The 13991-nt window shown below is 40.5% G+C and carries 16 protein-coding genes and 1 tRNA gene; 6 read left to right on the plus strand and 11 right to left on the minus strand.

Features of this window, described 5'->3' with window-relative positions:
* Positions 1-308 precede the first annotated feature (308 nt).
* The 3 genes from CI957_RS00275 to CI957_RS00285 are packed head-to-tail and all read left to right on the plus strand — an operon-like array spanning position 309 to position 3003.
* Positions 309-1832 carry a class I SAM-dependent DNA methyltransferase gene (locus CI957_RS00275; protein WP_128753986.1) on the plus strand — a complete coding sequence of 508 codons (1524 nt, stop codon included), beginning with the start codon at positions 309-311 and terminating at the stop codon, positions 1830-1832.
* Positions 1833-1845: 13 nt separating this feature from the next.
* On the plus strand, positions 1846-2484 hold the full coding sequence (locus CI957_RS00280) for a hypothetical protein (protein WP_128753987.1): 639 nt from the start codon (positions 1846-1848) through the stop codon (positions 2482-2484).
* 12 nt (positions 2485-2496) lie between these two features.
* On the plus strand, positions 2497-3003 hold the full coding sequence (locus tag CI957_RS00285) for a hypothetical protein (protein ID WP_128753988.1): 507 nt from the start codon (positions 2497-2499) through the stop codon (positions 3001-3003).
* A gap of 201 nt (positions 3004-3204) precedes the next feature.
* Here the strand turns inward: CI957_RS00285 and CI957_RS00290 are convergent, their stop codons facing one another.
* Positions 3205-3558, minus strand: coding sequence for a hypothetical protein (locus CI957_RS00290; RefSeq protein WP_128753989.1), 354 nt, complete (start codon positions 3556-3558; stop codon positions 3205-3207).
* A 468-nt stretch (positions 3559-4026) separates the two neighbouring features.
* A tRNA-Val gene (locus tag CI957_RS00295) sits at positions 4027-4103 on the minus strand.
* 101 nt (positions 4104-4204) lie between these two features.
* Here CI957_RS00295 and CI957_RS00300 point away from each other — a divergent pair.
* From CI957_RS00300 to CI957_RS00310, 3 genes are all read left to right on the plus strand, one after another.
* Positions 4205-4822 carry a magnesium transporter gene (locus CI957_RS00300; protein WP_096711570.1) on the plus strand — a complete coding sequence of 206 codons (618 nt, stop codon included), beginning with the start codon at positions 4205-4207 and terminating at the stop codon, positions 4820-4822.
* Entirely contained in the window at positions 4819-5379 is a 561-nt protein-coding gene (locus CI957_RS00305) for a magnesium transporter (protein ID WP_096711569.1), read from the plus strand. Before CI957_RS00300 ends, CI957_RS00305 begins: the two co-directional genes overlap by 4 nt.
* A 72-nt stretch (positions 5380-5451) precedes the next feature.
* Positions 5452-6654 carry a potassium channel family protein gene (locus CI957_RS00310; RefSeq protein ID WP_096711568.1) on the plus strand — a complete coding sequence of 401 codons (1203 nt, stop codon included), beginning with the start codon at positions 5452-5454 and terminating at the stop codon, positions 6652-6654.
* 1 nt (position 6655) lies between these two features.
* Here CI957_RS00310 and CI957_RS00315 read toward each other — a convergent pair whose 3' ends face one another.
* From CI957_RS00315 to mbhE, 9 genes are all read right to left on the minus strand, one after another.
* Entirely contained in the window at positions 6656-6895 is a 240-nt protein-coding gene (locus CI957_RS00315) for a hypothetical protein (RefSeq protein WP_096711567.1), read from the minus strand.
* Between the two features lie 6 nt (positions 6896-6901).
* Entirely contained in the window at positions 6902-7960 is a 1059-nt protein-coding gene (locus CI957_RS00320; RefSeq protein ID WP_241645721.1) for an L-threonylcarbamoyladenylate synthase, read from the minus strand.
* A 61-nt stretch (positions 7961-8021) separates the two neighbouring features.
* Entirely contained in the window at positions 8022-8432 is a 411-nt protein-coding gene (mnhG, locus tag CI957_RS00325; protein ID WP_342764910.1) for a monovalent cation/H(+) antiporter subunit G, read from the minus strand.
* Positions 8426-8695 (minus strand): cation:proton antiporter, encoded by a 270-nt coding sequence (locus CI957_RS00330; RefSeq protein WP_096711564.1) that lies wholly within the window; start codon positions 8693-8695, stop codon positions 8426-8428. The genes mnhG and CI957_RS00330 overlap by 7 nt, the downstream gene beginning before the upstream one ends.
* Positions 8692-9186, minus strand: a complete 495-nt coding sequence (locus CI957_RS00335) for a Na+/H+ antiporter subunit E (protein ID WP_096711563.1) — start codon at positions 9184-9186, stop codon at positions 8692-8694. The genes CI957_RS00330 and CI957_RS00335 overlap by 4 nt, the downstream gene beginning before the upstream one ends.
* A complete protein-coding gene (locus CI957_RS00340) occupies positions 9183-10721 on the minus strand; it encodes a proton-conducting transporter membrane subunit (protein ID WP_096711562.1) in 1539 nt (512 codons plus the stop codon). Before CI957_RS00340 ends, CI957_RS00335 begins: the two co-directional genes overlap by 4 nt.
* Positions 10718-11137 (minus strand): NADH-quinone oxidoreductase subunit K, encoded by a 420-nt coding sequence (locus tag CI957_RS00345; protein WP_096711561.1) that lies wholly within the window; start codon positions 11135-11137, stop codon positions 10718-10720. Before CI957_RS00345 ends, CI957_RS00340 begins: the two co-directional genes overlap by 4 nt.
* Complete coding sequence (locus CI957_RS00350) at positions 11134-11550, minus strand: monovalent cation/H+ antiporter subunit B (protein WP_096711560.1); 417 nt, start codon at positions 11548-11550, stop codon at positions 11134-11136. Before CI957_RS00350 ends, CI957_RS00345 begins: the two co-directional genes overlap by 4 nt.
* Entirely contained in the window at positions 11547-13916 is a 2370-nt protein-coding gene (gene mbhE, locus CI957_RS00355; RefSeq protein ID WP_096711559.1) for a hydrogen gas-evolving membrane-bound hydrogenase subunit E, read from the minus strand. The genes CI957_RS00350 and mbhE overlap by 4 nt, the downstream gene beginning before the upstream one ends.
* Positions 13917-13991 lie beyond the last annotated feature (75 nt).

Below are 13991 nucleotides of genomic sequence, written 5' to 3' on the forward strand. Positions count from 1 at the left end.
TGAAGGGGGTATATTGCTATTCCAATAATATTGCCACATTATTAATTCTATTGAAACTATACTAAATAAAAATTATGCATACTCAAATTGAATAAAGATATTCTGTTTGTTATATGTCTGAAATCTGGACCTAATAAGTCATATTAGAATGAGAAAAAACAATCCATAAATCAAATTTTAATCACAGATAATGTATAAAATCTATTTCATTTCCTAAAGAGAAGATTGAAACAATTAAATGTTAAGAGCTGACTGAAAATTCAAAAAAAGTAATATATAAAAACAGCAATCTTAGAGTGATAATTACCATGCCCAAATCATCTAAATCATCCAGCAATAACGAAAAAAACCTTGAGCAAAAACTCTGTGCATCTGCTGATAAATTAAGAAACAATATCGATGCAGCCGAGTACAAACACGTAGTACTTGGTCTGATTTTTATCAAATACATCTCGGATTCATTTGAGGAATTGTACCAAGAACTTGCGGATGATCCTGCTTCCGATCCAGAGGATGTAGATGAATACACAGCAGAAAATGTATTTTGGGTACCCGAGGAATCCAGATGGGGTGTCATTGTAGCTGATGCAAGAAACTCATCCATTGGAACTACCATTGATACTGCCATGCGAGAGATCATGAAAAGCAATGAGTCTCTCAAAGGTATTCTGCCTACAAATTATGGTCGACCAGAACTCGATAAACAGAAACTCGGAGAACTTGTCGATATCATCCATAATATCAAGTTTGATGAATCTGAACATAGTGAAAGGAACGTTCTGGGTCAGGTTTACGAGTATTTCCTGGGTAACTTTGCAAGTGCTGAAGGGAAGAAAGGTGGAGAGTTCTATATTCCCAAGTCTGTTGTTGAAACCCTTGTTGAGATAATCGAACCCTATAATGGCAGAGTGTACGAGCCATGCTGTGGTTCGGATGGTATGTTTGTACAGAGCAGAAAATTCATCGAAAGACATGGAGGAAGTGATGAAGACATCTATGTCTATGGTCAGGAATCAAACCCCACTATATGGAAACTGTGTAAGATGAATCTGGCATTGCATGGTATTGATAACGACGTGAGGACAGGTGATACCTTCCGTCAGGATAAATTACCAAATCTAAAGGTTGATTATATCCTTGCCAATCCGCCTTTCAATATTAGTGACTGGGGCGGAGAGAACCTGCAGGATGATGTCAGATGGAAGTATGGTACACCACCTAAAGGTAATGCCAATTATGCCTGGATTCAGCATATGATTTATCATTTGAAACCCACTGGAATTGCTGGTTTTGTGCTGGCCAATGGCTCATTGTCATCCAATTCTTCAGGTGAAGGGAATGTCAGGAAGAATATTGTTGAAGAGGATTTGATTGACTGTATCGTTGCCATGCCAGACAAATTGTTCTACAATACTTCAATTCCTTGCTGTCTCTGGTTTGTCACAAGGGATAAGAAAAACCATGGATTCAGAGACAGAAGTGGAGAGGTACTCTTCATTGATGCCAGAGATATGGGTGAAATGAAAGATAGGCGACATCGTGAACTTACAGAGGACGATATCCAGACCATCGCCCAGACGTATCATAAGTGGCGTGGTGAATGTGATGAGAAAGGTTTCTGCAAATCTGCTACTCTGGAAAATATTGAGAAACATGATCATGTCTTGACACATGGACGATATGTGGGATTCAAAGAAGAAATGCTCGATGATGAGACCTTTGAGGAAAAGATGGATATTCTGATTCCCAAACTCAGGAAACAACTCAAGGAACTCGATGAACTGGATGATGAGATCGGGTCGAACCTTGGAGAGATTGGTTATTCATTATAAATGAGTGAATACTATGCAACCTTTTGAGTTATTACAAACTGCCCATTATATTGTATTAATAGTGGTGAACACGCTATTTATACTAATTTTGATTGGGCAGTTTAGGGAAAGCAAAAAACCTTCTATAACTACCCACGTTGTTTCAAGCAAAAAAGAAGAATACGAACATCCAGATGTCTTGGAATCAAGCTCTGCATTTAATTCTGAGCTTCAATATATACGTATAATTAATAAATCGAAAAATGAAGCTAAAAAGGTAACTATATCTTACAAAATGAGTTTGGAAAGCAATCCAGACAGTGTCATAGAAAATACGGAAAAATTAGATTACCTAAATCCTTTTGAAATGACTCAAATTTTACTTCGTACTGATATTTTCCGAGACAATAATCCAGATAAATTTGAATCATTTGATGTCAACGATACAACTACATTAATTCGTCCAAAAAGTCATTTGAAGATATATCTGGATATAAGTGTTGAATATAATCCTTTGATTTTTGGATTCATTAAGCATGCATCAAAAGATAATTACACCATAAATTGGAACAAGTTTGATTCAGAACCTTATGAGAGGTTCGACTGTTGGAATAAAAGAAATGGACATCATATATTCAAAAAGACTGTCTCACAAAATAAAGATTTAGTTTAAAGGGGGGATAAAATGGGGAAACGAAAAACAACAAAAAAACAATTAGAAGCATTAGCAAAAGGTAGAGAAAAACAACTCCAAAATCAATTAAGGAAAAAAAGTAGAAATCCCAATTATAAGCGAAGGCCGATTATCAGAGAAAGAACAAATTCTACTAATACAAACCATTCTGCAGTACAAAACCAAAATATGAAAGTTGACTTTTCTCTATTTAATAAATTATTAAGTATAAAATTTTTTCCAATTGAAATTAATAGAGCCAAAGAAAAATTAAATTTTAAAGAAGTAATTAATCACATTTTTTCTAAATTGGATTATCATAGTAAGAAGATACATGCAAATAATAGTGAAATTACAGAAATTATTAATTATTTGAATAGGAGAGAGGAAAAATATAATCAACAATTTACTAAACTGAGAAAACAAATAATGGAACTAAAAGAAGAAAATGAGCAGTTAAAAGAACATATGAAGGTATTAAATGATAATGAATCAAAAGACAAAATTCAAAAAAACTGAAATTGGTATAATTCCTGAAGAATGAGAACTTATTTCTATCGATGAAATAAAAACCGCTGTAAGACAACTTGTTAAAGATATGGTAAAAGCAGGTGAGATTATAGATGTTTTTGATTGAATAGAAAATTACACATATAGCATTAGACAAAGTTGGGTTTAGGCTAAACTTGTTTAACTCATGGATCTCAACTACTTGCCTTTCTATATCTCAAATTTCTTATAAAAGATCGCTTTGTCACTGCCGCCTTCGATTACCACACCGTCGCCAGGCATTAGTGTATCGATTACAGCGTCCATCAGAGCACTCTTACCACCAGCACTCGGTCCAGACACATATGTGCATATCTTGGACAAAATGAAGATAGTGAACAGGCTCATTCGGGAGTTATGTTCACCGACAATGGTATCGTCAAGAATGGTGTTTATATCGTAGATTTCTGGAACGATTTCTTCTCGGAGACGTTTGAATTCCGCGAATTGTTCGTCATCCAGTTCCAGACTTTGTTTGAGCTTTTCTTCCAGAGCTGCTTGGTAGGCCTCTTCGACCTCGTCCATCGTTTTTCCTCCGGGAAGAAAGTGATTGGGATTAGACAATCACGCCATCTGTTGCAATGGTGTTGACCATAACTTCGGCACGTTCCTCGGTCACGTCGAGGTCTTTCATCTTCAGCAGCATGGTTACTGCTAGGTCTATATCGAGTATTGCATTTAGCAGCAAATGGATCATATTAAATATGATGTATATTTAGTTTAAACTATGTTTAAAAGCAAAGTTACCGCATTGAAAGCAAGTAAAACAAGAATATACCCATCAATCCGCTTGCCACGTGAATATGGTGAACTCATTGGCAATAATGCAGAAGTGATTCCTACATCCCACGAAGGAAAACAGGCTTTTTTAGTCGTACTAGACCATGAGAGTTTAAACTCAGAACCCAAAAGTCCACTTGAAACTAGAGTAGAATATCTGGAAAATAAGTTTAACAATCTTGAAAAATCAACATCAGAAGACGATAAAAAGTCTGGTGGGCCCGCTGAGATTCGAACTCAGGATCCTCGCCGTGTAAAGGCGATGTCATGACCGGCTAGACCACGGGCCCCTGCCTGCGTTTGCATCCCCTAGATGTTACAAGTTGTATATATCATTTTTGATGTATGGAATGCCATTCTTTTTATAATAGTAACATTTGATTAGGTTTTGATGGATTCAGACCCTGAAAATTATGAATATGAAGAAGATATAGAAGCCTATTATCTCGGGGATTATGCAAGTATCGGTTCGATTGTAAGGGAAGTTCTTCCCTTTGAGCTTCTTGCTACTGTAGGAGGTGTTGTTGCAGGCCTCATTCTTTCCGGTATGACAGAAGAACTTCAGGTAATTCCCGGGCTGTTAGTGATAACTCCGGCAGTGCTTGGAATGCGGGGTAACATCTCCTCTACCCTGGGCTCCCGTCTGGGGAGTGCAATACATATGGGTCTGATTACAAAAATAGAGCGCAACCCCGAATTGCTCAACAATATTGGCGGTTCTCTTTTGCTCAGTTTGTTGCTCTCTTTTGTACTGGGTTTGTTGGGTCATTTTATGACAGTTGCTCTGGGTCTGGAAAGTGCAGGTGCCTTTACCCTTACATTAATAGCCGTTATAGCAGGTTTGTCTTCAGGTTTAATTCTCTCTGTAATAGCAACGTTTTTTGCCATAGGTATGTTCAGGTTTGGTTTTGACCCGGATAATGTAGTCACACCCTCTATAGCAACTATAGGTGACATCGTATCCATGTTCATGCTGTTTCTTTCCGCAAAGGTGGTGTTGGCAATATGAGCTATTATTCCATTGGAAGTATAGTGAAAAGCAGTGCACCTATCCTTTTCCTGACTTCTTTCATCGGCCTTTTTGCAGGTCAGATCATGAACTCGCATCTGGATAGTTTGATCTCATATCCCATCCTTTTACTCCTGATACCCGCATTGATAAAAATAGGAGGAGATACAGGCAGCATGCTTGGAGCAAGGCTGGCCTCGGCATTTCATATGGGTCTTGGTACCACACGTATCCATAAGAATCCTGTTGTACGCAATAGTCTGGTAGCTGCTTTTATTGTAGGTATTATCGCTTCCTGCTTCCTGAGTGTAGTGGTATGGATTGTGGGGATGATTGTTTACAATGGTATAGAGTTTACAAGTCTTTTCAGTATCTCTGTAATGGCATGCGTGATAGAATTGGTCATAGTATATGCAGTAACACTGGTTGTAGCAGTTGCCTCTCACAAATTCGGGCTTGACCCGGATGATACCGTTATTCCTATAATTGCAACTATCGGTGATGTTGTAGGGATCTCTGCCATATTTGGAGTTATAGCATTGTTGGAGTTTGTCTGACACTAATAATGATTAAATGATTATGTTTTTATATTCGCGAATTAGTTTAAGTTAACAAAGGTAGAACGAATCATGTGTCCCAAAGAGATCAAATATAGCCCTACTAATCTCAAAGATCTTCTTATTCAAATGAAAGACACCTCAGAACTTATGGTAGATCTTGCTTACTCTGCTATGGTTTATGATGATGAGGATATTGCTGAGGAAGTCCTCCGCTTAGAAGAGAGGATGGATACTTACTACTATCACATGAACATGGCTGCAATGTTAAGTACCCGTCGTGTTGAGGAAGCCGAAGAAATGACGGGGGTGCTTCAGGTAGCTTCATCTTCTGAAAAAATCGCAAATGCAGCTGCTGATATCGCCCAAATTGTCCTGATGCAAATGGGTATTCCGCTGGAACTAAAAATGGCACTCAGAGAAGCTGAAGAAACCATTTTAAGGGTAACAGTAAGCGATGATTCCAGCATGAATGGTTATACACTGGGCGATCTTGAACTGGATACTGAAACAGGGATGTGGATTATTGCTATCCGACGCCAGAATGATTGGATATACGATCCAGATCACTCAACACGCATACGTTCTGGAGATGTCCTGTTTGCACGAGGGCATGATGAAGGGGTACCTCTTCTGATCAAACTTGCCACCAACAAAGAGTATGTTTTACGGGATAATTCACACGAGCGACTATTAAAAGACCTGGAAAAGGCCGTAGATATCATCGTAGACATGAAAAACATGGCTGAAATGTCTGTAGGACTTGCCTATTTTGCAATACTCTATGACAATAATGATATAGCAGAAGAGGTGCGTGCCATTGAGTCTGAGATGGATGTCATGAAATATGATCTCCAGCACTGGGTACTTGAAACCGCAAAACATGTCTCTGATGTTGACGAACTCAAGGGTCTATTACATCTTGCCAATGCATCTGAAGCCATCTCTGATGCTGCGTATGGTATTGCTGATACGGTGCTCAGGGATATAGAACTGCACCCCATAATTACTCTTGCTGTTAGAGGTTCGGATGAAGTTATCACGAGGGTTGTAGTGGAAGACTGTTCCCCGATTGTCGGTGATACGCTCGGAGAATTGCAGCTTGCCACTGAGACAGGGGTCCACATAATGGCCATAAAAAGAGCCGGGAGATGGCTTTACAGTCCAAGTGCCCGCACTCGTATTGAGGGAGGAGACATCCTTATAGGACGAGGTTCTCGCACCGGGGAAGAGGCTCTGCTGGAAATGTGCGCCTGCCCCGTGAGAGAGGATTGATTCACTTTGGCTGGTGCTTTTGCATTTCTTTTTTTGCCAACATGTTGGAGCCGAACGTATACAGAAGGATTACAATTCCCAGCCAGATAAAATGCTCTCCGATATCCGGTCTGCCTATATATTTTAATGCAAGACCTGTAGCCAGGACAAACATGTTTGCCAGGCCGATTTTCTTGTTTCTTTTAACGGTACTTTGATACATCTGCTTGTGTACAAGATATTCTTTTTTCTCATCCTTCATAGGTGTTCACATCCGTGGTGTAGTTATAATCATATCAGCTGCTTTTTGCAGTCTCTCAAGGACTGCAGTTCCAATCCCTTTTTCAGTAAAAGACCCGTCTACAATTATCAAATCCATACCCTTTGAATCCATCTCTCTTAATCCTGCAAAAATACGCTTTGCTGCTGTCTCGGGTTTAGTTGCCTGGCCTATAGATAATTTTTCTTCCAACAGGAAATCGTTTTGGATCTCTTCTGTAAGTAACAATCCTGCCCTTTCCTGTTCCTTTTTAGTCTTTCCAACAAGGTATGCAATTTTTGCAGATACGTCTTTTGCTTTTCCCTGCACAAGTATAACCTTTGCAGAAGGTGAATAATGGGTATATTTCATGCCGGGTGAAAGGGGTTTTTTCGTATGATCCATTTTTGCATATCCAATACATACTTCTGAATTTGTGCATTGCTGTATATCTTCGGCAGAAATCTTTCCCGGGCGCAATATCACCGGGACCTCTCCGCGTGCATCGACTACAGTGGATTCCACACCAATTTCTACTTCCCCTCCGTCCACAATTGCATCGATTCGGCCTTTAAGGTCTTCCTCGACATGGGACGCAGTTGTAGGACTGGGCCTACCGGAAAGGTTTGCGCTGGGGGCAGCAATAGGTTTGCAGGCTGCCTCTATAATATTTTGGGCAATCTGGTTTGCAGGCATGCGGATTGCTACGGTTTCAAGTCTTCCCGTAGTTATATAAGGCACCATATCTGTTTTTTCGAGAATTATTGTCAGGGGTCCTGGCCAGAAGCATTCTGCAAGTTTTCTAGCAATAGGGGTAAAAGTGCTCACAAGTTGTCTGCATTGATCCTGATTTGATACATGGACTATAAGAGGATTATCAGCAGGCCTGCCTTTTGCTATAAATATTTGCTCTACAGCTTGTGGGTTAAGTGCATCGGCTCCCAATCCATAAACCGTTTCTGTAGGAAAGGCAACAGTTTTGCCTTCTCGCAACAACTTTCCTGCCTCTTTGAATATATCGTCTGCTGTCTTTTCAGCAATCCTCATTATCTCTGTTTTTTTTTGCATACGGGATACTTGTTCCATTCCTTCACTATATCAGGACAGGCTTATCTTATATCTTTAACTTTCACATCTTCTCATGATCATCTTCAATAGTTTCTTCATGTTTAACCGGGCAGCTGGAATTTATTATACAATAGGTTTTACCGTAGTCATCTACAGTTGATTCTTCACAAAGTCCAACTCCGTGCCTGTGAGCAGCCCTGCTTATCATGTGAGCTGCTACGGGAGCTGTTAACAGAAGAAAAAGACCAACAGTAATTGCTTTGATTCCCATGGGTCCGAACCCAAGTTTTACAACGATTCCCATCATTACTCCAAAGGCTCCAAGTGTTCCGATCTTGGTTGTTGCGTGAAGCCGGTTGTATACATCAGGGAGCCGATAAAGTCCCAGCATTCCCAGGAATACAAAGAACATTCCCGCGAAGAAGAAAAAATTGCTAAGAATATCCTGTATAAATGTTATGTTATTCAGAATACCACTCCCTCATCCAGATATTTTGCGATTGTGACAGTTCCAACAAAGGTTATAATAGAAATCACAAGAGCTACATCCATAAAAAACACAGATTCATGGACAAAAGAATAAACACCCAGCATAACCGCAATTACTGTTGTAAGGGCATCCACCGCGATTACTCTGTCTGGAATTGTAGGACCTTTGATAATCCTGTAGATACAGGGAATAATTGATAATACCATAAATACAAGCGCTATGTCAAGCAAATGGATTGTGTTCATTCGAAGGCCTCCAGTACATATTCTTCCAGATCGTCCCTTATAGAATCACGTATTTTTTTTGCATCGTCGATGTCGATACAGTGTACATACAATGTAGATTTGTCATTAGATATATCAATAGTAAGGGTCCCGGGCGTCAGGGTGATGGTGTTTGCGATAGCTGTAATACCAACATCTGTTTTTGCCCTGATGGGAACTGCTATAATTCCGGGTTTTATATCGATTTTTGGTTGCAGTACGATTTTTGCTACAACAATACTTGCCTTTACAATCTCAACTATGAGTATGGAGAGATAATGTATCTGTTTTGGTATGCGGTTTAATTTATCCCTGTATGAAATTTCCTCTCCGAAATTATAGAGTTCCTTAAATGGCCTGATCAGGAATGGTCCGATCATGGCACCTATGAGGAAATTGCTCAGGTTTACGACACCGTGAACAAAACACCAGACAAAACCAAGTGCAATTGAATACAGAACATATCTTTTCATCTTACGCTCCCTCCCAGGACTGCGTTAATGTATGGTTGCGGATTAAGAAGCTGATTTGCAATCTCACTTGAAAGGGATATCAATGGTTCTGAATACACACCAAGGATGAGTACAGCTGCTGCAAGTATAATTATTGGTACTGTTATCATTGGTGAAGGCCCATGTGATGAATAAGGGCCATATTTTTCAAAATCCCTTGCTTCACCCCAGAACATGAGTAACCATGCCCTGAACATGTAGAATATTGTAAAAACTGCGAATGCAAATCCTATAAGCACTGGCAAATAATATTCTCCCAACATAGCCGCGTCAAAAAGGACAAATTTTGCTATAAAACCTCCCAGTGGCGGCATTCCTGCAATGGACATCGCTCCTATAAGGAACATGCTACTCATTAGAGGTGCACTTTTGACCATTCCTCCCATATGATGCATATCCCTTGTTTTGGCATGGTGAATAATCCCTCCGGATGTCAGGAAAAGCATGGATTTGGCAATTGCATGATTAACAAGATATACCAAAGAAGCTGCAAGGGCATAAGCTGTTCCCATTCCAATCCCCAGGAAAACATAACCTATCTGGCTGACACTGGAATAGGCAAGGAGGCGTTTGACATCTTTCTGGCCGACAGCAGCAATGGCCCCTATTGCTATGGTGATCAATGCAAGCAGGATAATAATTGGTTTTAGTAAAAACAGTGCATCTTTAAAGACCAGGAAATATACCCGGAGAATTCCGTATGCTCCCACCTTGATCATAACACCGCTAAGCATGGCACTTATGGGTGATGGGGCTGTCGGGTGGACATCCGGCAGCCAGTAATGAAGAGGGAATATGGCTGCCTTATTACCAAAAACGATGAGAAATAATAAAGCAATGAAATAGATATGCCAGGGCATAGTTCCTGCATCACTCAGTGCGGATATTTTCACTGAAAGGTCTGCCATATTCAGGGTTCCCATTGTTGCATATAGAGAAGCGACTGCAATCAGCATTACCATTGAACCGATCATATTCAAGATGAGATACTTGAATGTCGCCTCCATTTTATCGGAAATTGTAGTGACACCTCCGTTTTCCGAAGCTACTACCAGTCCGCATGATGAAAGCAGCAGTATTTCGAAAAACACAAACATATTGAAAATGTCCCCTGTGAGGAATGTTCCATTTAAGCCTGCAACAAGCAAGTTAAAAAGAGAATGATATGTTGTGTTCAGGGACTTGCCTTCGATGTAATCCAGGGAATATATAAGCGCAAGCAGGGATATCCCTGAACTCAATACAACCATCCCGGAGCCCAGCAGGTCGGCAACGAGTATTATTCCATATTTACCCCATTCCCCAACTTCGTAAACCAGTATTCCGCTGTTCCATACTTGCAAGAGGAGAATAATACTCATCAATAATATGGAAGCTGATACAATTATGTTGAGGGTCTTCTGGAAAGTTGGTCTGGAACGCAACATTATCATTAATGCTGACATAAGTATGGGTATTGCAACCAGTAGTATTGGGAGGTGTTCCTGAATATTCATCCCCTCAGCCTCCTGAGTTTCTTTACATCGGTGGTACCGTATTCTTCATGGATGCGGTAGGCCAGTATAAGTATAAATGCAGTAGTCGCAAGGCTGATTACAATAGCTGTTAACACAAGAGCCTGGACAAGGGGGTCTACGAAAGGGGTTTCCGTTCCAGGAGGCACTATTGGTGCAAGTATACCTTCAGATAATTTATCTGTAAAAATTATCCCGCTGCCAGAACCATGATAGCCCTCTGCTATTATAGGAGCTTTTTCACCATCAAATACTCCGGTTGAAACTATTAGCATATTTACTGCATGAGAGATGAGGGACAAGCCGATGATGATTTTTATGATATCCCTGCGTAGGATTAAAAATGTCCCAATTCCAAATATAAGGGCTATTGTTATTGATAATATTGTATTGTTCATTCGTCTTCACCCACGTTTTTGAATATGTATAGCAAAGTGCCGATTACGACAAAATATACACCAATATCAAAAAGAGCAGCTGATACCAACTCTATTTCACCGTAAAGTGGTATCTCTACAAATTTGATTAAACTCCTAAAGAAATTATGTCCATATACAATTGCCCCAAAAGCAGTTAGTGAAGAAAGAAGTAATCCAAAACCGAACCATTTATCCCATGAAGGGTTAAAGAAGGATTTGATATATTTCAAACCAAAAACAACATAGGTCAGGGAGATTACCGAAGCAAACATTACGCCTCCTATAAATCCTCCCCCCGGATTATTATGTCCTGCAAGTAAGAGGGATATTGAGAACAGGATAACAAGGGGAATGCAGATCTTGGTAATTGTTTTTGTAATTAATGTTGTCATTTTCCTTCACCTCTGCTGTGTATTAAGTTATAGACTCCCAGGGCTGCCAGACATAACACTGAAATTTCTCCCAACGTATCATAACCACGGAAATCTACAAGGATTACATTTACAACATTATGCCCTCCTGCAAGTGGAACACTGTTTTCCAGGAAATAATAGGAAAGCGATTCAAAGGGTGAAACAATACCTTGGGTTGCATTGAGAAGCAAGATCAGCACTGTAACTGCGACAGCAGATGAAATTACTAAATCCCTTGCCAGAATGGTTTTTGGTATTTTTTCCTTGAATGTCTGGGGAATCTTTGCTATTACAAGCAGGAATATTATTGTGGAGAGGGTTTCCACAAGCACCTGTGTAAGAGCAAGATCGGGTGCTTTGAGATATATAAATACCAGACTGACAAAGTACCCAACCGCCGAAAGTGCGATGACAGCAGCCAGGTATCTGTGAAGGGTTGCTGCTGCAATTGCTGCGATGATCATGAGGATCAGTATCAGTGCCTCGTAAAGGGGAATATCAAAATTAAGGTTGGCAGGGAACACCTGTGTTGCCATCATGAATGCTGGTATGGCAAACAGTATGACCATTAAAAATAATATAGCATAGATGTAGAGCTTTATGCTACCGGGCTGGGCAAAATTGGCAAATCCTTTTGCACTTCCCTTTGCTCCATCAACAATCCTGTCATAGTAATAGTTCACACTTACCCGGGGGTATTTTACATTAAACCTATCCTGCCAGGCCGCTATACTATCATAGCGTGTGTAAATTGTCAGGCCTGCTATGAAAGTGATTACTGTCATGAGAAGGGCCGGTGTAAGACCATGCCAGAGTTTGACATGCAGATGTACTTCCTCGAGCACGATTCCTGCGGTTGCGGGTTCAATTATATTATGGATCGGAATCGAAGGGACAAGGCCAAACAGGATGACAAGACCTGCAAGGAATGCTGCAGGAATAAGCATTGTATACGGTGGTTCATGTATATGCTCGGGCAGGAGATCATGGTGTTTTTCCCCCAGGAATATCCCGTCGATAAGTTTGATGGAATAAGCAAAGGTAAACACACCTCCCAGTACTGCTGCTGCCGGTATCAGGAATGTGAACGGTCCTCCGAGAATATGTCCCATCTCAACTGAGGTTTCATAGAACATTTCCTTACTAAGGAAACCATTGAGAGGTGGAATTCCTGCCATTGCAAGGGCTGCTATGGATGCAATGATAAAGGTAATAGGCATGTCTTTTCGCAAACCACCGAGTTTGCGTATGTCCCGGGTGGCTGCTTCGTGTGCAACAATGCCTGCTACCAGGAAAAGACACGCTTTGAAAGTTGCGTGATTGAGAAGATGGAAAGTTGCTGCTGCCACTCCTAAACCGGGTTCGTGGTAGGATGTGTAACCATACATTGTCATCATGTATGCCAGCTGGCTGATAGTTGAATATGCCAGGATTGCTTTGATGTCTGTCTGGCGGAATGCCAAAAATCCCGCAAGCAGCATTGTGAATATGCCAATTCCACTTACTAAGATAAACCAGGCTTCTGTACCTGAAAATATGGGGTGTATCCTGGCTACCAGATATATTCCGGCCTTAACCATTGTTGCTGAATGCAAAAAGGCACTGACAGGGGTTGGAGCCTCCATTGCATTTGGAAGCCATATGTAAAAGGGCCCCTGTGCGGATTTGGCAGCTGCACCTATCAGGATAAGTATCAGTGTTATTAAGAAGAAAGGATGAGCTTTGATGTTTTCAATCATCGCGGGGTTCTGGAGAATAGTAGCGATATCATAGGAACCTGTAATAGTATGTAGCAGGATAAATCCTGCCAGCATGAAAAGACCGCCACCTGCTGTGAGCAGCAGGGATTTTGTGGCTCCGTAGATGGAAGCGGGTTTATCTCTCCAATAACCGATAAGCATGAATGATGTGATACTGGTAAGTTCCCAGAATATGAAGAGCTGGAGTGTATTCCCTGCAAAGACCATACCGATCATGGACCCCATGAATAAGAGCAAGTACTGGTAATAACGGGGGAGGTCTTCCTTGTGGGACATGTACCCATTGGAATAGGACATTATAATTACACCGATACCGGATGCTATGAATCCGATCATCATAGCCAGTCCATCGGCATAAATGCTGAATTCTGCACCGATGCTTGGCATCCACTCAATTGAATGTTGTATTATATGTCCATGAATTATTTCGGGAGCTACTATACCTATTAATGCAAAGCTCAGGAAGGCAATTCCTGCTGCAAACCAACCGATCCTGTGCTTCAGGAACTTTTCCAGCAGCGGTATGAATATCGCCGCGGCAAAGGGTAAAAATATAGCCAGTATGATTACCGTAAAGGAGTCCATGTCTCTCCTTAATTAAATTCCAATATATAACTGTTGTTCATGATCAATAAATATTTTTATTAAGTCCATTTGATC

It is taken from the genome of Methanohalophilus sp. WG1-DM, from assembly GCF_004104135.1.
Taxonomy (GTDB): domain Archaea; phylum Halobacteriota; class Methanosarcinia; order Methanosarcinales; family Methanosarcinaceae; genus Methanohalophilus; species Methanohalophilus euhalobius.